This is a genomic window from Flavobacterium crocinum (assembly GCF_003122385.1).
Taxonomy (GTDB): Bacteria; Bacteroidota; Bacteroidia; order Flavobacteriales; family Flavobacteriaceae; genus Flavobacterium; species Flavobacterium crocinum.
Window position 1 is genome coordinate 4378022 of sequence record NZ_CP029255.1, and the last position, 24667, is coordinate 4402688.

Below are 24667 nucleotides of genomic sequence, written 5' to 3' on the forward strand. Positions count from 1 at the left end.
AACTGAAAACAATTTGAAAAATACTATCGATTTATTGCTAAACAGATTGTCTTTGGATTTCATCTCTTTGCAAAAAACATCGCAGCAATTTTCGAAAGCATGAAGTTCGCTCTCATCAATAGACAATATTGGAACACTCGTTATATTAAAAAACAAGGTTCATTTTAAGCTGTTTTCAACTTCACTACCGATATCATTTATAAAAGGGAGATTAAATTTTATTAATCTAGCCGATTCAAAACCTATATTTTAAATTTGATGATGATTCGTTAGAATAATAATATCATTCGCCATCAGTTCATAAACTATCCGATTTACCATAATAGTCATCGAAAATTCCCTGTTCCAAACAAAAGTCAAATCTGTTGAAGTGGTATCAAAAGAAACTTGTCCAGCCAGTTTACTGATCTCCATAATTTTTAGTAACTCGAGAGTGTTGTTTTCATAAACCGTAATTTAATCTATTTTGGGTGTGGTATTTTTAATCGTATTAGGGAAAAAGAATTATCCTCTAAGTTTGTCATTAAAAAAAACCAAAACACATACCAAAAAAGAAAACAACATTATAATCAACGGCTTAAGATAAAAGCTGCCTTTTCAGCTCTCGAAATAAGAGAAATGAAAATAATCTCGTCGAAATATCGATACCTTACTTTCGCAGAAAATAAAACAATGGATAATTAAACAAAAAACGCCTCATTTAAAAAATGAGGCGTTTAATTTTTTAGAAATCTTTATCAAGATAAAGTATCAATCTTTTTTGTTTTGCATAAAATCAGGAAAACCGCTTTCTGTCCATTCTACAACACGAGCTCGAGTTGCACGATTTACATCCGACAATTCATCTCCTTGAATTTCCTTGTAATCTCTTGCATGGTAAATCATTATAGTTGTTTTTCCATCTTCAGAAGTTGTAAATGAATTGTGTCCTGGCCCATATCGTTTTAAATCTGAATTTGTATAAAAAACAGGAGCTGGAGATTTATTCCAATTAGCCGCATTTAGCAGATCGGCATTTTCATTAATCCAAAGTAATCCCATGCAATAATTATGATTTGTTGCACTGGCGGAATAACTAACAAATATTTTTCCGTTTTTTTGAATGACAGCTGGCCCTTCGTTTACATTATACTTTTCTCTTTCCCAGCCAAATTCAGGTTCTGTAATAACTATTTCTGGACCTGTAAGCGTAGTCGGGTTTTTCATTTCTGATAAAACCAAAGCTGTACCATGTTTTCCTCCTCTTACATTCTGCGCCCAAATTAGATATCTTTTGCCATTATGCACAAAAGTTGTGGCATCTAAAGAAAATGAATCTATTTTAGTTTTTATCTGACCTTCTTCTGTCCATTTACCCTGCATTGGATCTGCTGATGAATTGGTCAATACCCAAATTCTGATATTCCATTTATTTTCAGCTTCACCAGCGGCAAAATAAATATACCACTTCCCATCTATCCAGTGCAATTCAGGAGCCCAAATATGATTTGCCATCACTCCAGTTGTATGTTTATGCCAGATTTCTTTCTCTTTAGCTTCCTTTAGTCCGTTAATACTATTCGCTTTTCTTAGTACAATGCGATCGTATTCAGGAACAGTAGCGATTAAATAATACTCACCCGAAGCGGTCTTATGTACCCACGGATCTGCACGTTTTTCTGCTATTGGGTTATTGAATTCAATGGACTGTGAATAACTCTGTGATGAATACACCACAGCCAATAAGGTCAAAATAGATAATCTAATAAATTTCATTTTAGGCTTTTAATTTTATCTCTTGTTAATATATATATTTCTATTGATTTTTTTTCCATTCAAAATTCCCGTTCTGACTTATATTAAATTTTGTGACCTTTCCATTTTCCTTTACAAACTCACATTCTGCCCCCAGAATATTCTTAAACTGGAATTTTGTATCTGATTGGAAAATTAATGGAACTGTTCCCTGTCCCGAAATCTTAGCCAATAATTGTCCGTTTTCATTTGTGATTGTTATGGTTCTTTTCGTATCTATTGATAAAGTATAAACACCAATATACTCATTTAGTAAAGCGGTATCCACTTTTACTTCCTGCTGAAATGTTTTACCTAATGCAAAACTAGCGATATCAACCGACAATTCGTCCTTTGGAGCACATTCACAATTAAATAATGCGACTACAAACACTTTTTCTTCAGGATAATAAATTTCATTGGTTAAAAATCCTGTAATAGCGCCTCCATGCTCAATTGATTTTATTCCATTTACATTTTTTAATATCCAGCCATAACCATATTCTATCACACTTCCATCTTTTAATTTAAAAGGTACAAATGCTTTTTCTAAGGTTTCTTTTTTTAGAATTTTGTATGAATATAATCCTTCGTTCCATTTCAATAAATCTTCAGTATTAGAAATCAATCCACCAGCGGCATACGCAATTGTCATACTCCAATAATCAGCATTTTTAAATACCTTACCGTCTTTTCTATACCCATTTACCCGGTTAGGAATAATATTGTTGGAATTATCAAAATAAGTGTGATTTAAAACCAAAGGTTTCAGAATGTTTTCCTCTAAATAAGTACTGTAACTTTTACCGCTTACTTTTTCGATAATATATCCCAATAAATAATACCCCGAATTACTATATTTATATTTAGTGCCAGGTTCAAATTCTAATGGAACGTTTTTAAAAAGGTCAATAAGTTCCTTTGGTTCAAAGTCTCTTCTTTCTAAATAAGGTTCCTGATAATCAATCTGCATATAATCTTTTATCCCCGATGTATGAGTCAACAGATTCTCAATCGTTATGTTTTGAGAATAGGATGGATAATCAGGTACAAATTTTTGCAGATTATCTTGCAGAGAGATTTTACCTTGCTCTACTAATTGTAAAATCGCAACAGCTGTAAATTGCTTTGTTATAGAACCCAGCTTAAAAACCATATCAGGTTTAATCGGTACGTTTAATTCGAGATTTGCACTTCCAAAAGCTTTTTTGTAAACGATTTCACCTTTTTTTGCCGCCAAAACTTCAACACCAGGTTCCGATAAGCTAAATTTAGAAGAAAGCAGTTCATCCAGCTTTTTTTCTAATTGTTTGTCTTGTTTCGATTGCCCGTAATTACAGGCAGATCCTAAAATGCAAATAAAAAAAAATAATTTATACATCTTTCCATTAATTAGATACTATTAAACCATTTCATGCCATACAAATATAAAAATGAATTACACCATTATTCGTTTTTAAAATCAATCAGCTTCTTTACTCCATTATTAAATTCTACGCTGATAGTCCCATTTTTCTGTTCTTGAATTTTTAGTGGCATTAATTCTTTATTCTTCCATTTTTCACCTGATTTTTTCCATAACATCAAAGTTGCATAAATATTGACTTTTTTATCATTCGGATTAAAATTAGCAGTTACATCAATCACTTTACTGATTTCGCTTTCGGGATGTAAATCTTTACAGGCAACAACTTCAGTTTTTTCCCAGCCTAAAAGCGGAATCATCGCTAATTGGTATTTTCCATTATCAATAATGGTTACTATTTTACCATCGATATTTTTTGTTGTTGTTTTAATTTCTCCGTCTATTTTAGGCAACGCATAATGTCCTAATCGCATAGAAACGGCATCGGAACTGCTATTTTTATCAATCCTTAAAATACCGTTTGCTAAAGGAATATCTGCTAAATTCATCTGAATATGTTCATTCGTTTCCAAAACAGCATTACGATAATAAACGTCATCTTCGAACTTTTTAAAAGTGAATAATCGTAGTGGCTCCCATTCTTGTTTGGCATTTTTAAAAACATAATTCATGGCTACTTCTCCATTGGAACCATCTGCCTGCCAAAGAAAAGCACTGTTATAAGACAATCGGTTATAATTTTCTGTAGATCTGAATCCCTGCCAGTCATCTTTCTTTTTCTCATGACACCAAGCTCTGATTTCTGATGCTCCTATGTTCGGATAATCTGTAATTAAAATCTTCGAACCGTTTAGAAAATTATTATAAACATTCTCTTTTTTGAATTTGTTTTCCCAGTCTCCTTCATTTTCTTTTGCTGTCCAAAACGGATTATTATCCGGTAATAAAAGTCCCAGGAAAGCTTTTCCCATCCAGTACACACTTCCTCTACAGCTGTATACCTGAACGGCGGGTTCAAATGCTCCATAAAATCCAAGTGTCGGCACATTGTCTTTCATAAAATCAGGATTTTCTAAAAACTGTTTTAAAACTCCCGAAGAAATTCTGCGTAACCATCCATTATTAACCGCAGGATCATTTTCTAATCCCATAAATGGAAAAGCTGCAATTGACGCAATTCTATAACTGATGCTTCTTCCAAACATAATCATCTCGCCATTTTGGCTGAACATTGAAGGATAATTAGAATTAAGATCTCTGAAATTACTTCTGAATTTTTCGGCATATTCCGGATAATACTTGTTTCCAAAATATTCAGACCAAAGTGCTCCATACAATTGAAATCCCCACATACTGTAATAATCGTATGCCGGACTGTCGTTATACCAACCATCACCTCTGTAATCGTTTAAGCATTTTTGCAGGTATTCTTCCAGTAGTTTTTCATTCACAGTATAACCTTGTTCTTTAAAAAAACTTAATACAAAAATGTTGAAGAACTTCCAGTTTGAAGATACTGTGGGTCCATCTCCATAACTAAGCATCGATTTTGCCAATGCATCTTTCTGCTCTTGTGGTAATGGTTTCCAAAGTACTTCAGGATTCGTAAGTAAAGACATCGCAATCGCACCATATTCTACCAAATTCTGACTTGGACCACCATTTTTAGCTCGCGGCGTAATATAAGAAGGACTTTTTGGATCAACTAATTTGCTAAACTGATGTCTGTAATAATCTGCAACTTTGATGTTATTGATGACCAAATTCGGATTTTCTTTAAGAAGTGGAGAAGCAATAAACAGTGTTCTGCTCAAACCTTCCAATTTTTCTGTTGGTACTCTACCTTCATCCTGCGGATAACTTTTTCCCGGCTGTTTGGGAAACTTCATCGGATCATCCAGATTATGAATATAACTAAAAGCACCTTCTAGCAAATAAAGTCCGGCATCTTTCCAATGCTTTTTTGTCATTCCTGTATAAGGACTCAGTTTATAATCCGGATTAACAATTTTAAAAACGTTATCCGTATTTTCTTTTTGCTGTGAATATAAAGAGAGACTAAACATTGTGGATAAAAACCACATTTTCAAATTATTCATGCTCATTTTTTTTCTAATTTCTAATGCCAACTATTTATTGATTTTCTTCAAAAGGAACTACTTCTGCAAATAAGGTTTTAATACGACTAATTTATCTCCGGACAAATCGATTTCAAATAATTTTGGAATTCGAACTGTTTTATCTCCCACTTTTTTATGGCTATGAACCGACATCAACCATTTACCTTCAAAAGTTTGAAATAACATGCCGTGACCAAAATTTGGCGGTGTAACAGGATCTTTTTCCTGAATCCATGGACCGTCCAAAGTACCGCTTTTAGAATAAGCAACTCCCTGCGTATAAACATCATAAATCCAGCTCGTCCAAATCATTCCCAAACGTCCAGTTCCTGTCTTAAACAAATAAGGACCGTCTGTAACTTTATTGGGTTTGTCATTTCCATTCGCATCTTTTTCCCTGCTCCAAGGAGAATCACTTGCTTTAAAAAGCAGTTTTCCCTCTCCTACCGATCCGCTTAAATCCGGTTTAAGTTCTATTTTTTCAATTGTTCCGTTGCCATTTTGAAGCCATTCATAACAATAAATCATATAAGGTTTTCCATTTTTATCTACCCAAAATGTCCCGTCTAAAGTCGGTTTATTAGCTGGTAAATAGTTTTCATCTTTCATTGGTATATAAGGTCCTTCAGCCTTATCACTAACCAAAATATGACTCGCACGACGTTCAATGTTGTTATTCCCAACTTTATCTATTATTTTGTCTCTATTGGTAAAAGTCGCAAAATCATAATATTTGTTTTTATAAAAATGAAGTTCTGCTGCCCAAATCATAGGATTGGTTCCCATCCAGGAATTAGGATCTGTTTTAACAATATCATACGGACCGCTCCATGATTTTAAATCTTTGCTTTTCCAGAGTAATCCTCCTGTACCGGTCATATAATAGAGATTGGTTTTCTTATCTGCTAAAATTGCCGGATCGCTTAATCTTATGGAGTCTAAAGGAATTGATTCTTTAAATATTCTCTTTTTTTGAGCCTGTGTCGTCGAAAAAAATAAAAAACATATAAACATTGAAAAAACAAGATGTGATTTCTGTTTCAAATAGTTTTGCTGTATTTTCATTTTACTATTTTTTTAGAATAATGAGTTTAGTTAGCCACTCATAATGTATTAATTTAAAACTACTTTTCAATTACTTTTATTGATTTTCTGTAAAAGCAGCTAAATTCCATTTATCCAACAAGTTTAAAATTGGTCTGCCATTTTCAAATTTTATTGGAAGCCATACGTAAGTTCCATCAATAGGATTTTTAGGATTCCATCGATCCGCCATAAAAATAAACTGATCCTTTTTTCCTTGAACAGGAAGAATATAAGTACTTTGCGAATGAAAAGTCAATTCAGCATCTTTACCTATACACGGATTTCCTAAAGTTTCCCAAGGACCAAAAATGGATTTCGATTTAAAAGATCTAGCCGCATTTGGATCCCACCCCGTACAACCGGAAGTTATCATATAATAAATACCGTCTTTCTTAAAAATAGCAGGAGCTTCATTATGTCCCGCCGGTGCTACTCTTGTCCATTTTTCAGTAAAATCCAGATAATCGTCTGTTAACTCAGAAATATGAAGCGTCAAATTTTCTTCTGAAGAATGAATTAAATACGCCTTCTCATTATCATCAACATATACCGTCATATCTCTGGACATTTGCCCTTTGTCAAAATCCCTGCGAACCAGCATTCCGTTATGAATAGCTGACAACCATTCCGGACTCCAGGACTTTAACTGTTTTTCATTTGCCAAAGCTGTTTTAAATTCCTCTTTAAAATCCAAAGGCCAGACACCTTTATTTGGGCGATACGATTTCACAAATTTGAATGGTCCTTTTGGAGTATCACTAATCGCAAGAGCTGCTTTGGCAGCATCATATCCCTGCCCTTTCAGTTCCAAATGAAACCACATCACATATTTACCTGTTTTTTTATTAAAAATCACTTTTGGACGCTCCATAACGCATCCTTTTGTAATTTCAGATTTAGGATTTTGTTCAACTCGCAGCACAATGCCTTCGTTATGCCAATTGTACAAATCTTTTGAGGAATAACAACTGATTCCTTCCAAAGAAGTGTTTCCTGAACGACCTGAAGTTTTATATTCACCGTACCAATAATACGTTCCAGAATCAAAAAGAATTCCGCCACCATGAGCGTTAATATGCACTCCATCTGTATCTTTCCACTGTTTTCCCGGAACAAAATAATTGTTTTGCGAAAAAACAAAAGAACATACAAAACTGATAATGATTGAAAATTTTAATTTCATTTTTTATTTACTTTTTTGATAAACCCTGATATAATCTATTATGTATTTTGATGGAAGATCAGCTTTGGTAAACGTTCCGCCATTTATTCCTCCAACGGCAAGATTCACTAACAAATAGTGAGGCTGTTGAAATGGACTTATTTTTTGATCTGCCGATGGTATTGTCGCATCAACACTAATTTCATTTAATAATTGATTGTCAACGTATAATTTAATCGAATGAGCATCCCAATCCATTTTCCACACATGGAATTGATATGCCCATGATTTGTCTTTAAAATCAGTCAACTTAAATGTTTCACTGTCCCAAGCTGTATTGGGTTCCTTTGATTTCCATGCTGCATTCGCAAGTATTTTTCCTGTGTAATATTCCATGATGTCAATTTCGCCGTTTGCTGGCCAATTGCCCTTTATTCCCAAACTCCAAAAGGCCGGCCACATTCCTTTGCCCACTGGAATTTTAGCCCTCATTTCAAAGCGTCCATATTGCCAGGAATGTTTTCCTCGGGTAATTAAACAGGAAGAAGTCACTTTTATCGAATCTCTGTTTTTAGCAAAATCTTTATACGTTTTAGATATAAAATCTGGGTTTGGTTTATTTTCATTTCTGGCTTCAATAATCAAATAACCGTCTTTACAAACCGCATTTTCTTTTTGATACCACTGATTTTCCTGGTTTCTCACAAAACCTGTTTCGTAATTCCAGTTCTTTTCATCTGGACGGCCATTTGTATTGAATTCATCTGCCCAGACCAACTTATAATCTTCAGAAGTCGAAACTTTTTGTTTGTGCCTGATGAAACTAAAAAGAAGCATCAGGACAATTCCCAACACCAAAAACTTACCAATAAATCTCATTTTTTATCCTTTTTTAATCCTGAATAATCTCTGTTAATTTTGAGATTTTTCTATTATAACAAGAGATCCCGAAAGATCCCTCGTCAACTCTGCATTAATTAAAAACCAAACTTTACTTAACTCTTAAATTAAACACATAGAAACATAGTTGTTTCTTTATCTAAAAAAGAAAACAGAAAGAAACTAGTTTCTAACACATAGTTTGCTATGTATATTGATGCAAATGAAATGCCTTTACACGGTTGCAAAAAACTATGTCCCTATGTGTTTAAAAATAATTTCACTACACTTTACTTATTTTTTTCATATTTTATTTTTTAATAATTCGGACTGTTGCTTCGGGATGTGATTCTATTTTTACCAGATAAATTCCCGAAGGCTGATTTTCAATATTCAAATGAATGCTGCCATTTACGTTTGGATGGTTTGCTGTTGAAATCAGCTTACCATCCAGCGTATAAATTCCAATTGTTTCATTGTCTTCATTTGTTGGTAAAAGAATATCAAACTGCCCATTTGTTGGATTTGGAAATGCGCTAATGATTTTAACAGATTCTTCTGTCAGCATATTTAAGTCCGATATATTTGCGTTTTTAGCACTCAAAGAACCGGAAGTTGTCAATGTTTTAATCTGAATCGCTGCAGAATATTCACTTTCTCCTCCGGCATTTTCTGATGCAATCTTATAGAAGTAATCTTTATTGGCTTCTAAATTAGTATCGTTAAAAATGCTGTCTTTTACATAAGCATTTATAATATCATAAGTTCCATTAAGAGTTGTGGCTCTTTTGATTTTATAGGATTCTGCTCCCGTCACAAGTGACCATTTTAAATTGATTGCTGACGATGATACTGCTTCACCTGTAAAATTGGTTGGAATTGCCGGAATCGAAGGTTGATCGTAAACCAATATTGCCGAATAAGCTGACTCCACATTGTCTTTACCAATAACTTTAATTCTATATTCTGCATGAGTTCGAACCAGATCTATTTTTGAAAGAACATTGTAGTCTGTTGATTCATAAAAAACTGAGAATGTAGTTTCTCCTGTTAGTTTTCTTTCCAAAACATATTTGTTTACTAACTCCTGATTGGTTCCTGTCCATTTTATGGTAATATTTTTATAATCAGAAGAAAGTGTGTAACTCAGTGTTTCTACTTTTGTTTTCCATAATGGAATATATTCTCTGGATGAATTATAAGCTTTCGTCGATGCATTTTTAGCATAATATTGCCCCGCAGGAGTTAAAACCGTATAATCTGTCGCTGTACTGGAAATTACAGGTGCATTCTGTAGCCAGACATAATTTTGCCAATTTGGATTTCTGGTTTTAAAAGCATCGTTAATCGTCACATACATTGCTCGCGCATCCTGCACCCAATTATATATGGAATAACGTTCTACATAATCGGCACTTTCTAAAACAGCTAAAATCGAAGCTAAATCGTTTTTATGCTTTGTTGCATTGGCATCTGTAAGTGTATTTACATCATCAGGAAAATTATTAGCTGTCCAGTTTGCCCCAATATTCCATTCTGTAATCCAGATTGGTCTTTTGTATTTGTCATAAATGTATTGTAAATCACTTTTCCATTGTGCTGCTGTTTTATACCAGTAACAATGAAGTGCTACATAATCTACTCTGTAATTATTAGCCTCAGCCTGAGTCATAAAAGTGGCCATCCAAGGATTATAAGGATCCGAAGTTGCCGGAGAACCTACTCGTAATCCTGATTTCAAAAGAGCCGGCCAATTGCTTATGGCTGCTTCAACGGTCATATTGGCCTGATCCGGACGATCTGGTTCATTAAAGCCTAATAAATGAGTATATCCTTCTTTAGTATAAGCTGGTGTAAATGAAGGCCACCATTGAGTTTGACGAATAGGAACATATTCTACATTTGGCGTGGTATCCATTCCTGTGTTCCAGTTGTAATACCAGGTAATATTGCTTGAATTGATTGCCTCTGTACTTCCGCCGGCAAGTCCTTTTTTAGTAACCTGATGCCATGTCATTGTTCGGACAAACGAAATAGTTCCGTTTAAATTAACAGGCAAAACCGGAACTTCCAAATCTTCATTTTCTGCAATGTAAACCCGGCTGTAGCCTGATCCGTCTGCACTGGTAGCGAAAGTCGCCATATATCCTTTTTTTAATTTGAATGATTTAATGGCATTGTCAAAAGCCCCTAAATTATCAAATGGAGTTACAGTAGCATACTGCTGTGATGATCCTGCAAAATTTTCCTGAGTAAAAACCTGCAACGGCTGATAGTCTGCAACATAAGGCGAAACCACTGTTCCTCCTCCGTAATTGGTAACATTTACATTTGTACCGTTACCTGCCAAAACACCATTTACTGAAATATATTGCAATTGAGAACTGATTACGTCACTCGGTTTTACGTTTTCAAAATACAAACGATTATCTGCTGAAGTTAAGTTTACCGTCGAATTGATTAATGGATTATTTCCATTTTTAAGATATAAAGAAGCCGTTCCGTTTAAAACTACTTTTGATTTTGCAAAAGCTCCTACAGTGGTGTTGCTTGAAATGTTTGTTGTTTGAAGTGAGGGACTAATTATTTTTTCCGGAGCATAAGCAGCATTTTCAAAAGTAACCGAAGTAATCGCCATATCCACAGCACCCGTTGCGTAATTTTTTCCAATTACAATATTGGCTGTTTCCTGTCCCTGAACTTTTAAATCTGCTATTCCAAAAAGTGCTTTGGCTCCTGTAACATTTACATAATACGTTCCTGCACTTTGTGATTGGAATGCCAAATCTCCTTTTCTTAGTTTATTGACAGCTCCCGTTGTAAAGTTTTTAGTTGCTAAAACGGTTCCTCCACCATTAGCAGCTGTAGAAACCGATACCGTCATTTGAGAACCCGGACTTAAATTCGAAATGTATTCATAAATCCATGAAAACTGATATCCTTTTGAGGCTTCTAATTGTACCGGAAATGAATAAACGGAGTTTTCAAGTGCTGTACTGTCCCATCTGATATACATTAATCTGCCACTGTAAACTGAATTATCGGATTCAAAAGTATGACCGGAAGTTACATCCATAAAACGTGCTCCGCTTGTACTGTTCGCTGTATTAAAAATGCTTGGTGAAGCAACATTTGTCCATCCATAAGCAGCGGGAGTTCCTGCATTATCATTGTAATAACCGTCCCAGGTATTAATTAAGTTTGAAGATTTCAGTTTTAAATCGGCAATAGCCATTAATGCATAATCGCCTGTGATGGTTAGGTAATAATTGCCATCCACATTCGACACAAAAGACAAATCTCCTCTTCGCAATTTATTGGCACTTCCTGTTGTAAAGGTTTTATAAGCAATAACTCCAGATCCGTCAGCAGCTGAGGATATTGCTACATTCAATTTAGCGCCTGCTGCAGCATTAGAAATATATTCATAAAGCCATGAAAATTCATATCTCAAACCTTGCTCCAGCTTAACGGGATAACTATAAGTTGCTGCCGAATAACTGGCATTGTCCCAACGAATGTACATGATTCTTCCGCTGTAAACCGAATTATCGGATTCAAATGTATGCCCTGAAGTAACATCCAGATATCGAACACCAGACGTTGAATTGGCTGTATTCCACGGAAGGCTTGTTGAAGTATTTGCCCAGCCATAATCATTTGGTTTTCCCGAATTATTTCCTGTAACCCCTGCCCATCTTCCCAATAAATTATCAGAGCCATACGCTACTACAGCGCCTGAAGTATCATTTAGAAAATCAAGTGTCTTAGAAGTTAAATAATGTCCGTCCTGATAGATATTTGCAACGCCGTCTTTTATTGCATATCTATAAGTTTGTTCCTGTGCGTTGTCTACAGAAGCACTTAAATTTTCGGGCGTTGATAAGATTGTAGCACTATTAAAAGTTGTTTTATCTAAAGAAGTTCTAAATCCGAGGCCGATTGTGTTTTTAACTTCAACATCTAATCCTCTTCCTACAGCAGAATTGACTTTGGCTTTTACTTCCAAAGTAAACTCGCTTTGATTAGATAATGGAAATGATAAAATATCTGAAGTCGAAGCATTTGTAAAAGTCTTCGAACCATTTAATGTTGTCGCTAAAGTTGTTTTTACAGGTAAATTAGGGGCTTGTGCCTGTATATTGAATACAAAAACCGATAACCAGAATAATATAAATATGTATAGTTTTTTCATAATGAAATATTTGTTTTAAAAATTGTTTTAAAATTTTTGTTGAATGCTTTCATTGGTAACCAACAAAACTATTGGCGTAAGAAACTCTTAAACCACCGATTTTAACTTTAAAAACTGGGCAAAAAAATTCCTTCCGCTTTTATTAACGGGCAAAATTGTATTGAAATGTATTGTGGTATTTTATATTGTTAAACCCATGATATTTTGAATCAGAAGGCACAATATAGTATTCATGCGGCTTGTAATGACTGCTTGTATTATCCTCTTTTATAATTGAGGATAATACTTAAACAGTCGGTAATTATAAAAATTTAGTATTTCAGAAAGTGGGATATTTAACCCCTTAAAGAATGTATCTTAAACTGCAGCGAAATAATAACCATTCCAATTAAATTACTGCAGTTCAAATACTTTTTATTATAAAGCTAATTTAAAGTTGGCTTTCATCTGCGACAGCATCCTGCCATTTATCCCAAACCTTAACGCTAGGATCATAACCATCGTAACCAAAGTTCTGACTTAATTTGCCTTTGATATTAGCCGTTATAGCACTGTTTGGTATTGGCCAGTAATTGTTGCGTTTGTCCATGGTATAAAATTTAGTTCCGTTTGGCACCACAATACCGCTTGGATATTTGTTGTAAAGAGTATAGTGGACAATTCGCTGATACCAATAACTTCCGCCGGCATTATCCGTTCCGGACTGTTTGTCCCAATTGGTTTTACTGTAGGTTTGTCCCCATTCATCAGCCTGTCCGCTGAGTGCGAGACAATGCGAAATACGCTTTAGCTCGACATTCCTCCATTCTTCCAGATAAAGTTCTCTTCCTCTTTCTGCACAAATATCGCCGATAGTTACTGTTCCATACATTTGTGATGCACCAGCTCTCGCTCTAATAACATTTACGTCTTGAGCTGCTCCTCCAACATTACCTTGGTAAAAACGTGCTTCAGCTCTCAACAAATAAGTTTCAGCCAAACGATATAAGTACCAATGTGCTTTACTTCCTGTACTTGCTCCCTGAAAATCATTTGCATTTGGATTTGTTTCATTTACTACATCATGCAGATAGATTTTATACAACGGAAAATCAAACCATTCACGCAGTGTATCTTTTGACAACAATGTAGTGCCATTTTTTAATCTGAAGTTTTGTCCATAATATGCAGAAGTCTTGTCGCTGTATTTAAGATTTTCCATATTTACCCAGTTCCCAACGGTACTGTTATGTCTAAGGTCTTGTTTGTCTTCCACACCATTAACCACCCACATAGGATGTTGCGAATAATAAGAAGCACTAATTGTTGCAATACCACGTCCTAAAGCTCTGGCATAATCGTAGTTAGCCTGATAATTGGCGTTATTTGAAGCAAAACGATTTGCCGCTTGCTTTCCGTCAGGAGTAGTAACTGTACCAGAATTCCAGTTCGGACCAAAAATTCTCATAGATGCAAATGGTAAAAAAGATTGTACTCCACCGTTTGGCATTACCAAAATAGCTTCTCTGTTAGCGGCAATAACTTTATTTTCAGGTCGGTGTAAATCCCAAATCACATTTCTGGTGATTGTCCATGTTGCTGGATTTCCTCCTGCATCAAAAGTTCCAAATGAACCCTGCATCAAAGAATAACCCGATTGATTAATTAGTAAATCGGCCTGATTTTCTGCATCTTTAAATCTTCCGGAAGCCAGATAACACTTAATCAATAACTGACGGCATGCTCCCTTGTTTACCACTCCCAGATAAGGCAGTTTTGATTGTTCCGGCACCCATTCTACAGCCTTTTCCATATCAGCCGTAATCATTTCGATAATGGCTTCTTTTTTAGTTGAATAATAACTTTGCTTAGGTACTTCCAAAATCTTTGTAATCAATGGAATATCTCCAAACTGATAAACCAAGTTAAGATAACGGTATGCTCTATGAAAATAAGCCTGACCGATATATTTACGTTTTACTTCTTCTGTCAAACTTGTTACTTTATCAATATAAGTTAAAACGGTATTGGCATGTTTAATTCCCGTATAAGCTTCCGTCCAGTAAAATCCGAAATAGAAATCATCATTTGTTGAAGTTTTATAACTCATGGTAGGCACCATAGTATTAGCAAAATCAGAAATGGTGCTGGTATTATCTGTTTTTCCATATTTTGACATATCAGAGAAAACATATTCGGTACCAATAGGCACACTATTACCAGCATTGTTATAATGAATATAGTTGTTACGAAGCTGTTTATCGGCACTTGCTAAAACGGCCTGTAATCCACTTTCTGTACTAAAAGTTGCTTCCGGTTCGTAAAACGAAAGCGGATCTGGTTCCAGAAAATCTTCTGAGCAGGAAACAAAAAGAGCAGCAACCGCAACTAAAGGCGCTATTCTTGAAATTTTATTTTGTATATATCTTTTCATTATTGACTAATTTTTAAAGTGAAACGTTAAATCCTAAATTGAACATTCGGGTAGCAAGCCCGCCAGTCTCCGGATCACCATAATATTTCCATTGTTTAGAAGCCGACCAAGTTGCCACATTCTGAACAGAAGCATAGATTTTGAAATTTCTCACATGCAAGCGGGTTATAAGATCTTTTGGAAGTGAATACGCCAAAGAAATATTGTCTAAACGTATAAAACTGCGATCGTATAATTTTGCTGTTCCAGCTCCTGCAGGTCCTCTGGCATCAAGACGCGCCCAGTCATTTGTTGGATTGTCAATTGTCCAATACGGATTTACAAACGGATTGTAGTTATTGGTATATAAACTACCATCATTGTACGTGTTCATATAACGTCCATCCATTGATTTGTGTCCCATGTACGAATACATATTGATCGCCAAATTCCAATTTTTATAAAATGTAAATTCATTGCGAAGCGACCAGTTAATTGGTGGTGTTGTCTGCCCTAAAAATTGTTTGTCTTTTTCGTTATAAGTTGGTTTTCCGTTTACATCATCAGCAGTATAGCTGTTTTCTACTTTTGGGTCACCCGGACGCTGTCCGTATAGTGCTGCTTCAACCGCTTCATCTTTTTGCCAGATTCCAATTACCTTATAATCCCAGATTTGAGAAATAGGTTTGCCAATAAACCATCCGTTGGTTTTATCGTCTGCCTCTTTTCTTCCAATAACATTTCCATTGGCATCTTTAATATCTTCCATATTGCCATACAATTTGTTAATCGTATTCTTGTTGTATGAAAAAGCAACCATCGTAGTCCACTCAAAGTTTGGTCTCTTCATATTTAAAGTAGTAAGACTGATCTCAATACCTTTATTTTCAACCTCTCCAAGATTGGTTGCAATCGATGAAAATCCGGTAAACTCAGGTAAACGCTGACTCATAATCATATCGTGAGTAACCGACTTATAAACATCAATTGTAGTTGTAATTCTGTCATTTAAGAAACCAAGATCAAGACCAATATTAGATGCTGTTGTTTTTTCCCATTGCAAATTAGGATTTGCCATACGGTCTATTCCCAGATATTTCATATCTACAATGTTTCCTGAAGCATCGATATATCCCATAGTTGCACCCGTTCCTGAACTTAAATTGGCTAAAGCCAAGTAAGGATCAGCGAGCGATCTGTTTCCATTTTTACCCCATGATAAACGTAATTTACCAGTGCTTAGCGGTTCCCAATGAAACCATTTTTCTTTATTAAAATTCCAGCCCAATGCTACAGAAGGGAAAGTAGCATAAGGATATGAAGCCCCGAATGCGGAATATCCATCACGACGAACTGTTCCAGTAATCATATAACGATCGTCAAAGGAATAGAAAAGTCTTGCCATTAAAGCATCACCTGTCTGATGTGTATCTGTTGCTGTAAAAGTACTATTAGCAAGTGTTGCATTGGCGATATTATGATATCCTAAAGCATCTGATGGCTGGATGTTATTTGCATCAATACGATCCGACCATGTTTTTAAATCTTCTGCTTCCTGAACGAAAGTTGCGATAATATGGTGCTTTCCATTAAATGTATGATCCCATGTTATGGTATTGTTTATGTTCCAGGTGAATTTTTTACCGTTTTCTCTATCCACTCCAATATTAACAGCATTCCAGTTTTTATTGCCAGCCGACTGGAAATAACGATTGTAAAAGAATTCATAGCGTGGTGCAGCATTAAATGAGTACGTAATCCCAAAAGGCAAAGTTACTTTTGTATTAAAAATAGTATTCAATACAGTATATCCTCTGTCAAGATCCATATATTGGCGATCATAATAGTAGTTATATCCACCAATTGTTGGTCCCATTGGTTGTCTTGCGTAATCACCATTTGCTTCTTTGAAGTTAGCAAACGGGCTGTTTCTTAACATATTGGCATCCCAATAATTCGTTCCTGTTCCAACAGATATATCTCCATCTGAACGATCCTGAAAATTAACGTTTGCTCCAAATTCAAGCCAATCAGTAATTTTAGCATCTACTTTCATATTGGCACGAACAGCAGTATAATCATTACCCTGAATAGCACCTTCTGATGTTAAATATCCTAAAGACATATAATAATTTACTTTATCACTTGCTCCAGAAACACTTAAATTATTGTCGCGATTTATTCCTGTTCTAAAAGTACTATTGTACCAATCGTGTGTTTTTCCTTCTGTAAAGTTCTTTAAAAGCGTTGCATCGGTAATTCCTAAACGCAATCCCCAAACTTCATTCAGACTTTTTCCTTGAATTTGTGAAGCCGGCTGATACGCTAACCATTGCGCCTCTGTAATTCCGTACTGACTTAATTGGTCCGGACTTGCATAATAACCCGGTTTACCGGCTGCTGTTCCTGTAACCCACGCCTCGTAGTTTCCGGTTGTTGTATTGGTGCCATACGTTTTAGCAGTTTCCCAATCCTGACGGTATTTTATATATCCTTCCGGAGAATATACGTTTCTGTAAGCACTTTCATTGACAATCGTCAAGTTTGTAGTAACATTAATAATAGGCTTGCCTGCTTTTCCTTTTTTTGTCGAAATAACAATAACCCCAGCTGCCGCTTTAGAACCATATACCGCTGTCGCAGATGCATCTTTTAAGATATCAATCTGGCCAACATCATCAGGATTAATTTCTGAAAGTTCTCCGTAGAACTGCATTCCGTCTAAAATAATAAGCGGCGAGTTATGATTTGCGCCATCAGGATTGTAAACAGAAGTCTGCCCTCGAATCTGCAAAGATCCTCCTCCTTTTGCAGAAGGGTCATAGCCTACTTTTAGACCCGGAACACCTCTTAATAAATCCTGAACAGTTTGTGGGTTTTGGTTTGCCAAAGCTTCTGCTTTAACCTGAACAATTGATCCGGTTAAATCTTTTTTCTTCATTTTACCATATCCCACTACCACCACTTCGTCTAATGAAGCTGCACTATCTTCTAATTTTATATTAATATTCGTTTTGCCGTTTACTGCTACTTCCTGAGTTACAAAACCAACAAACGATATTACTAATATGGAATTCTCATCTCCCGCTAAAGTAAATTTTCCGTCAAAATCTGTTATAGTTCCTTTTTTTGTTCCTTTAATTAAAACTGATGCTCCCGGAAGCGGAACACCTTTACTGTCTTTTACTTGTCCACTAATACTGTTTTGTGGCTGTACTTTTTCTGCTCCTATTTTACTACTCGATTCAGTAGAAAATGCATGTACTTGAGACAATGAAACTAATACACAAAGTAGTGTGAGTTTCTTTTTCAAATCAAATCCAGATCCATAATCAGGAGCCTTAATCTTCCTAATAAAGTTTGTCATTTTTGGTTGTAAGTTTTGGTTAATTGATAAGTTAATTAGTCTACAAAATATAGAAACGAACGACTACAAGTGTGTTTTTTACAATTTTCTTTTTCAAAATTTTTTAAGCACACATTATCGTTTAATTATCAATAGTTTGCATTACAAATCTATAGCAAGACGCCTAAGCAAAAGGGGGTAATTACAACATTAAAAAAGGGGCAAATCCGTATTTTTAGAGGCAAAACGGGATTTTTTTATAGGAATGACAAAAAAAGCATATTCAAAATGTATGATGTATAATTATTTAAAAGCTGGATATAAATAAACAAGCATTATAATCTCTTAATATTTATCTTAAATAACTTTGGAAAAATGAAAAAATGAAGCAATCTCAAAACATATTTTTTGACTAAAAAGAATCTTTATAAAAATTATATCATAAACAATACCCTAGCGGGGGTAAAATATTTATAGAATTTTAATAAGACAAATGAAAAAAAGCTCCGGAGGAGCGACATATTTTTCATAATCTCTAGTATATGTCGCTCCTCTGGAGCTTTTTTTGTAAACGTCTGTTCTTTGCTATAAATATGACGCTTCTCCGAAGCTAAAAAAAAAGGAAGCTATCTTAAAAGACAGCTTCCTTTTCAAATACAATAAAACGAAATTAATTATTTCACATAACGATAAACCTCTGACGCCGCTAATAAAAAAGCGCCAACTCCAAAATCAGCTGTGGAATTTTTATCGACAACTTGTCCCGGAATTGCTTTTTCGCCAATAGGCTGGACATATCCCAAAGTCCCATCTGGCTGCAGCGCAAAAGTGGTTAAGTAATTCCATGATTTTTGCACTATTGGAAGATATTCTTTTTTATCCAAAAAGCCGTTGTTAATTCCCCACATAAAACCATAAGTAAAAAAGGCTGTACCGCTGGTTTCTGGCCCCGGTGCATGTTCAGGATCCAGAATACTTCTTGTCCAATAGCCGCCTTTTTTCTGTGTGGCAGCGAGAGCTTTGGCCATATCTTTAAAACGGCTGATATACTCTTCTCTATGTTTAGCCGATTTTGGTAAATCCTGAATAATTTTGGCATAACCTGCAAAGATCCAGCCATCTCCTCTAGCCCAAAAATCTTTTTTCCCATTAGCACTTTTGTGTTTTGGATACACATATTTAGCATCACGGAAATATAGCTTTGCTTCTTCATCATACATAATGCTGTCCGCATATTGTAAATAAGAATGGAGTTTTTCTAAATACATTTCATTTTCTGTAACGTTGTACAGCTTTGTCATTACCGGCATTACCATATACAAGCCGTCAACCCACCACCAATAATCGTTTTGTGGCGTACTCATTTCATATTCCATCACTTCACGGGCACGGGCAATTTTTTTAGGATCATTTTTTCCTGTAAAGTTGTATAAATCAATATAGGTTTGAAAACAAATCTGCCAGTCTCCAAACAATACATATTTATCTGTTTCTCCGTAGTTGTATTTCCATTCTGATTTATCAGTTGATTTCGCACCCATCCATTGATTCTTCTCCGCCCAAGCCATCGAATAATCTAAATATTTTTTGTTTTGGGTTACTTTGTAAGCTTCCATATTTCCAGTGTGATAAGCGGAAACATGCCAAAAAGCATTTCCTGATTCCGGATGTGTTGACTGCCAACGGTTATTTACTTTATCGATAATAGCAATTACCTCTTTTTTAGATTCTTTTATTCCGTTTTCCTGTTTTACATTTCCTGTTTTACATCCAATAGTCGCAAGAGAAAGAGAAGCTATTGCCATAAAAAATGATTTTTTAAAATTCATCATTATATTTTAAGATTATAAGGTTTACAATTTTAACCCTCTGAGTGAAATTTAAAAAAATAACCTTTAACACATAGAAACATAGATTTTTATGTCGAAAAAAGAGATCAAAAGAAACTAGTTTCCACACATAGACTATGTGCATTTAAATTAGTGAAACGCCTTTTTTTAATCTTCTAAAAACTATGTTTCTATGTATTTAAAATCATTGCACCCAGCCGTTAGTTTTTATGTTTAATTACTTTTTAAAATTCTATTTTAATTATCACGTTGATTTCCAAAAACTTTCATTCAGTATGTATTTATTATCCTTTACGTTTTGATATTTCTTCTTAAACTCGGAAGGATTTATATTGTAAAATTGCTGAAAGTGTTTTCTAAAATACTTAATATCGCCAAAACCGGCAATTGAAGCGGCCTGACTTATCTGTAAATCTGTTGTGATTAATAAGGTCGCTACTTTTCGCAAACGTACATTTCTGGTAAACTCTGAAACCGATTTACCGGTAATCTTTTTAATTTTTTTATATACCAAAGAATAACTCATTCCTAAATGAAATGCCAAATCATGGACGTTGAAATTCTCCACATCCAAATTGGCATCAATTATATCTACAATTCGTTCGATGAGTTTTTTATCTTCATCAGATAATTTTAGATTCGCTTCTTTTTTGGTAACTGAATTAAGCAGATAATTTTGCTCACTATCACGTCGCGCCAATATCCCGCTGATTCTGGCTAGTAAATAGTCATTGTCAAAAGGTTTTGTAATATAATCATCGGCTCCAACTTCGGCTCCTTTAAGTTTCACTTCTTCCGAAGTTCCTCCGGTAAGCAATATCACAGGAATATGTTTTAATTCTTCGTCTGATTTGATATGCTTGCAAAAAGCAACTCCATTCATTTCTCCCATCACAACATCAGAAATAATCAAATCGGGTTGTACTTTTCTAATTAGAGTTAAAGCTATTTCAGCATTTTCGGCTAGAGTAATATGATATTTTGCGGATAATATCCGTTTTAAATAATTTCTTATTTGGGCATTATCATCTACAACCAAAATACTTTTGGCATCTTTAATCAAATCACTGACTGTTTCAGGTTCTTCAATGGTTTTCAATACATTTTCCTGTATCACGGTGTCTTCCAGAGCTTCCTCTAAAAATAAGGTTCTGTCACTTAAATCTTCCCTGATTTCAATATCCCCAAAATGTTCTTTTCCTAAAGGTATTTTAATTTCAAAAATGGATCCGCCATTTTCATTATCATAACAGCTAACCGCGCCATGATGCTGATTTACAAATTGTTTCACCAAATAAAGTCCAATACCAAATCCCTTGCGGTTGTTTTTTATGTTATTATTGGACTGATAAAATAAATTAAATATTTTCTCTTTATCAGCATCTGAAACTCCTTCGCCATTATCAATCACTTTTATGATAACTTCATTATCTGTACAGCGCAAATTAACCGCAACACTTCCGTTCTCCTTTTCTGTAAATTTTAATGCATTCGAAATCAAATTAAACAGAGCCATTTCTATTTTTTCCCGGTCTACATAGACCAATACCCTTTCTTCAGAAATACTAAAACTGTAATCTATTTTTTTGACTTTGGCGTGATGCACAAAACAACTAAAAACTTCTTTAGCCAATTCTACAATATCAATTTGACCAATTTTAAGTTTTCCCGTTTCGGTTTCCGTTTTTCTAAACAAAAGAAGCTGATCTACCAAACTCAACAATCTTCTTGAATTGCTGTAAACCATTTCAATAGCACCAGGATCAATCTGTTGGTCGGTTCCGTAAATGATATCTTTTAAAGGATTAATAATCATGGTTAAAGGCGATCTGAACTCATGAGAAATATTAGTGAAAAAGGTTATTTTTTTCTCATTAAGTTCTTTTTCCTGTTTTGCCAAATCCTGCGAAAGTTTTACTTCGTATTTAAGATTGGCCTGCTGACGCTGATATTTGTCGACTACATAAATAGCAAGACAAATCATCATGAAATATATAAAATAAGCAAAACCGCTTCTGTACCAAGGAGGTAATATGGTAATCGGGAGCGAAATAGCACTTTTGCTCCAGATTCCTTCAGCATTAGTAGATTTGATTTTCAGCACATAATCTCCTTCTGTGATTTTAGAATAGTTGGCACTTCGAATATTATCTACATAATGCCATTGCGAATCCCATCCTTCTAAAAAATAAGCATAAGAAATTTTTTCAGGAAGACTGTATTCTAAAGCAGCAAAATCAATATTGAGCATTGATTCGTCATAAGGTAATTTCAGTTTATCGATTCCAAAAGAAGTTAAATTGGATTGATCATAAACCTTATTATTTACTTTTATTGTCGTGATAACCAGCTTTGGAAAATCATGAATCTGTGTATTAATTTTTGTATTTATGATATTAAAACCTTTGATTCCGCCAAAAAGGATTTCACCCGTTGAAAGTTTAAGCGCCGCATTATAATTAAACTGATTGCTCTGAAGACCATCAGCATCATGATAACTTGTAATATGTCCCGTTTGAGCATTGTAAACAAATATTCCATTATAAGTGCTGCACCAATAATCTCCTTTATTATCCTTTACAATATTTAATACCGAATTATTTGGAATTCCATCTTTTTGGGTTAGAAATTTCTTTTGCAGCGTCTGCGGATTAAAGATCAAAAGCCCTCCTCCTTCTGTTCCTACAAGCATTTTTTCAGGCGAAACAGCAATAACAGATCGTACCGGATATTTAAGATCAATGACTTTGCGTTGCATTGTTTTTGGATTGAATTCGACTAAATCCGTAAAATTCCCTATCCAAAGATTTCCTTTACTGTCTTCTGCAATTGAAATGATTCCTCTGATTTTGGCATCAATAAAATCAAATTTATCCTGTCTTTCATTATAGCGGTATAACCCTTCATCATCTGGAGAAGCCGCCCACAAAACATTATTCTTAGCGCGAAAAAGCACCCAGAAATTCTTTTGATTTGCTCCCACTTTAGGATTAAAAAAGGTGTACTTTTTGAAATTATGAGTCTGCGAATTAAACAAACAGACACCGCCACCATAAGTCGCAAACCAAGTTCCTCTACTGTCAGTTACGATTGAGGAAACAAAATTATTAGATATCGAATTGGTATTATTGGAGCTGTGGGAATAATTTGTGAATGTATTGGTTTTTCTATTCCACAAACTTGCTCCTGCTCCGTCTGTTCCTATCCATAAATGATCGCTGTCCTGCTCAGATAAGGAAAGAATAAAATCACTTGGAATCGTATTTTTTATCTTTTCATTTTTAGAAATGGTCGTAAAAGGACTTTTTCTTTCCTCAATTTTATTAACGCCTCCTCTTAAAGTTCCAACCCAAACTCTATTTTCATTATCCGAAAAAAGCGAAGAAATAGCGTTACTATTTAATTTTTGCTCATCTGAATTGGCATTAAACAAAGAAAAACTATCCGATGCATAACTATATTTTACTATTCCGTTACCATTGGTAGCAATCCAAAGTTCTTTTTTATCCGGTTTGCACATCAAATCGGAAATAGGATTTTGCAATTCCTGATTTGCATAAATGCGATGTGTTTTATTTATTGAATTATACTTTAATAAACCACCATCAACTCCTACCCAAATATTAGAAAATTTATCACACAAAATGCAGTTCCCCTGCTGAAAATCAGATAAAACGACAACCAGTTTTTTGGCCGTTGCATCCATAGTCACAAGACCAACTCCCTGAACAAAACACCAAAACTTACCCAATTGATCAAAATCCATTCCCTGAACATGGTAATCCCATTGCAGTTTTCCTTTTACATAAAGCGGAATCTGAATAATTCTTTTTTGTTTGGCTCCACAATAAAGCAGTCCTTTACCAGCGGTGCCGATATACATAACCGATTTAAAATCCATGATCTTATTAACTACAAAATCTATTGGCTCTGTCTTAGAGTTTTTTGCATTTAGATAATATCTTCTGCTAAAGTGATTGTTGAGATAATTGTAAACACTTATACCACCTTTTGTACCAATCCAAATCTCATCTTTGGTTCCGCAAATACTTACAACTCTATTATTATTTAGTGAATTAGAATCGTTTGGTTCATTTCTGAAATTTAAAAAATTATAGCCGTCATATCTGCTTATTCCATCATAAGTACCAAACCACATCAGGCCTCTTTTGTCTTTGTAAACCGAAGTAACAGCGTTATTGGCAAGTCCGTTTTTTATCCCGATGTAGCCGATAGTATATTTTTCCTGTCCAAATTTAGAAGCAGATAATTCCCCATCCGACTGTGGTTGAGCCGGAAAGCAAACTAAAAGCATTAAAAATAATAGAATTCTGTTTTTCAAAATGTGCACTGGTTAGGTTAGGTTAAGTTTTTGATGAATCTATAAATAGATGTATTATTTTAAAAAAGCATATGTTGTAAAATTTTATTCCTTAAAAGGCAATTATTCAAAAATATTTAAAAATCAGAAAAACCTATGATGTTTACTCATAGGTTT

12 protein-coding genes are annotated in these 24667 nt (G+C 34.7%); all 12 read right to left on the bottom strand.

Going from position 1 to position 24667, the window contains the following annotated elements:
- Positions 1-249: 249 nt before the first annotated feature.
- The 12 genes from HYN56_RS25105 to HYN56_RS19340 all read right to left on the bottom strand — a co-directional run bounded on the left by HYN56_RS25105 (position 250) and on the right by HYN56_RS19340 (position 24511).
- Positions 250-414: a hypothetical protein gene (locus tag HYN56_RS25105; protein ID WP_167398332.1), complete on the bottom strand. Its 165-nt coding sequence runs from the start codon at positions 412-414 to the stop codon at positions 250-252.
- Positions 415-750: 336 nt separating this feature from the next.
- Positions 751-1755: a glycoside hydrolase family 43 protein gene (locus HYN56_RS19290; RefSeq protein WP_109193675.1), complete on the bottom strand. Its 1005-nt coding sequence runs from the start codon at positions 1753-1755 to the stop codon at positions 751-753.
- A gap of 40 nt (positions 1756-1795) precedes the next feature.
- Positions 1796-3154, bottom strand: coding sequence for a serine hydrolase domain-containing protein (locus tag HYN56_RS19295; RefSeq protein ID WP_109193676.1), 1359 nt, complete (start codon positions 3152-3154; stop codon positions 1796-1798).
- A gap of 65 nt (positions 3155-3219) precedes the next feature.
- Positions 3220-5238 (bottom strand): DUF2264 domain-containing protein, encoded by a 2019-nt coding sequence (locus HYN56_RS19300; protein WP_240622591.1) that lies wholly within the window; start codon positions 5236-5238, stop codon positions 3220-3222.
- A 57-nt stretch (positions 5239-5295) separates the two neighbouring features.
- Positions 5296-6324: a glycoside hydrolase family 43 protein gene (locus HYN56_RS19305; RefSeq protein WP_240622592.1), complete on the bottom strand. Its 1029-nt coding sequence runs from the start codon at positions 6322-6324 to the stop codon at positions 5296-5298.
- A 76-nt stretch (positions 6325-6400) separates the two neighbouring features.
- Positions 6401-7528: a glycoside hydrolase family 43 protein gene (locus HYN56_RS19310; protein ID WP_109193678.1), complete on the bottom strand. Its 1128-nt coding sequence runs from the start codon at positions 7526-7528 to the stop codon at positions 6401-6403.
- A gap of 3 nt (positions 7529-7531) precedes the next feature.
- Positions 7532-8386 carry a glycoside hydrolase family 16 protein gene (locus HYN56_RS19315; protein ID WP_109193679.1) on the bottom strand — a complete coding sequence of 285 codons (855 nt, stop codon included), beginning with the start codon at positions 8384-8386 and terminating at the stop codon, positions 7532-7534.
- A 310-nt stretch (positions 8387-8696) separates the two neighbouring features.
- The gene (locus HYN56_RS19320) at positions 8697-12581 is read right to left on the bottom strand and encodes a glycosyl hydrolase (RefSeq protein ID WP_109193680.1); all 3885 of its coding nucleotides are present in this window, start codon (positions 12579-12581) and stop codon (positions 8697-8699) included.
- Positions 12582-13011: 430 nt separating this feature from the next.
- Positions 13012-14994, bottom strand: coding sequence for a RagB/SusD family nutrient uptake outer membrane protein (locus tag HYN56_RS19325; protein WP_109193681.1), 1983 nt, complete (start codon positions 14992-14994; stop codon positions 13012-13014).
- Between the two features lie 13 nt (positions 14995-15007).
- Positions 15008-18340 carry a SusC/RagA family TonB-linked outer membrane protein gene (locus HYN56_RS19330; RefSeq protein WP_109193682.1) on the bottom strand — a complete coding sequence of 1111 codons (3333 nt, stop codon included), beginning with the start codon at positions 18338-18340 and terminating at the stop codon, positions 15008-15010.
- Positions 18341-18993: 653 nt separating this feature from the next.
- Positions 18994-20124, bottom strand: coding sequence for a glycoside hydrolase family 88/105 protein (locus HYN56_RS19335; RefSeq protein WP_109194871.1), 1131 nt, complete (start codon positions 20122-20124; stop codon positions 18994-18996).
- Positions 20125-20413: 289 nt separating this feature from the next.
- Complete coding sequence (locus tag HYN56_RS19340) at positions 20414-24511, bottom strand: hybrid sensor histidine kinase/response regulator transcription factor (RefSeq protein ID WP_146194613.1); 4098 nt, start codon at positions 24509-24511, stop codon at positions 20414-20416.
- Between the last annotated feature and the right edge of the window lie 156 nt (positions 24512-24667).

Excerpts from the sequence above, each read along its gene's own strand:
- HYN56_RS19310 (WP_109193678.1), bottom strand. The coding sequence starts at position 7,528 with ATGAAATTAAAATTTTCAATCATTATCAGTTTTGTATGTTCTTTTGTT.
- HYN56_RS19295 (WP_109193676.1), bottom strand. The coding sequence starts at position 3,154 with ATGTATAAATTATTTTTTTTTATTTGCATTTTAGGATCTGCCTGTAAT.
- HYN56_RS19335 (WP_109194871.1), bottom strand. The coding sequence starts at position 20,124 with ATGGCAATAGCTTCTCTTTCTCTTGCGACTATTGGATGTAAAACAGGA.
- HYN56_RS25105 (WP_167398332.1), bottom strand. The coding sequence starts at position 414 with ATGGAGATCAGTAAACTGGCTGGACAAGTTTCTTTTGATACCACTTCA.
- HYN56_RS19320 (WP_109193680.1), bottom strand. The coding sequence starts at position 12,581 with ATGAAAAAACTATACATATTTATATTATTCTGGTTATCGGTTTTTGTA.
- HYN56_RS19300 (WP_240622591.1), bottom strand. The coding sequence starts at position 5,238 with ATGAATAATTTGAAAATGTGGTTTTTATCCACAATGTTTAGTCTCTCT.
- HYN56_RS19325 (WP_109193681.1), bottom strand. The coding sequence starts at position 14,994 with ATGAAAAGATATATACAAAATAAAATTTCAAGAATAGCGCCTTTAGTT.
- HYN56_RS19290 (WP_109193675.1), bottom strand. The coding sequence starts at position 1,755 with ATGAAATTTATTAGATTATCTATTTTGACCTTATTGGCTGTGGTGTAT.
- HYN56_RS19315 (WP_109193679.1), bottom strand. The coding sequence starts at position 8,386 with ATGAGATTTATTGGTAAGTTTTTGGTGTTGGGAATTGTCCTGATGCTT.
- HYN56_RS19330 (WP_109193682.1), bottom strand. The coding sequence starts at position 18,340 with ATGACAAACTTTATTAGGAAGATTAAGGCTCCTGATTATGGATCTGGA.
- HYN56_RS19305 (WP_240622592.1), bottom strand. The coding sequence starts at position 6,324 with ATGAAAATACAGCAAAACTATTTGAAACAGAAATCACATCTTGTTTTT.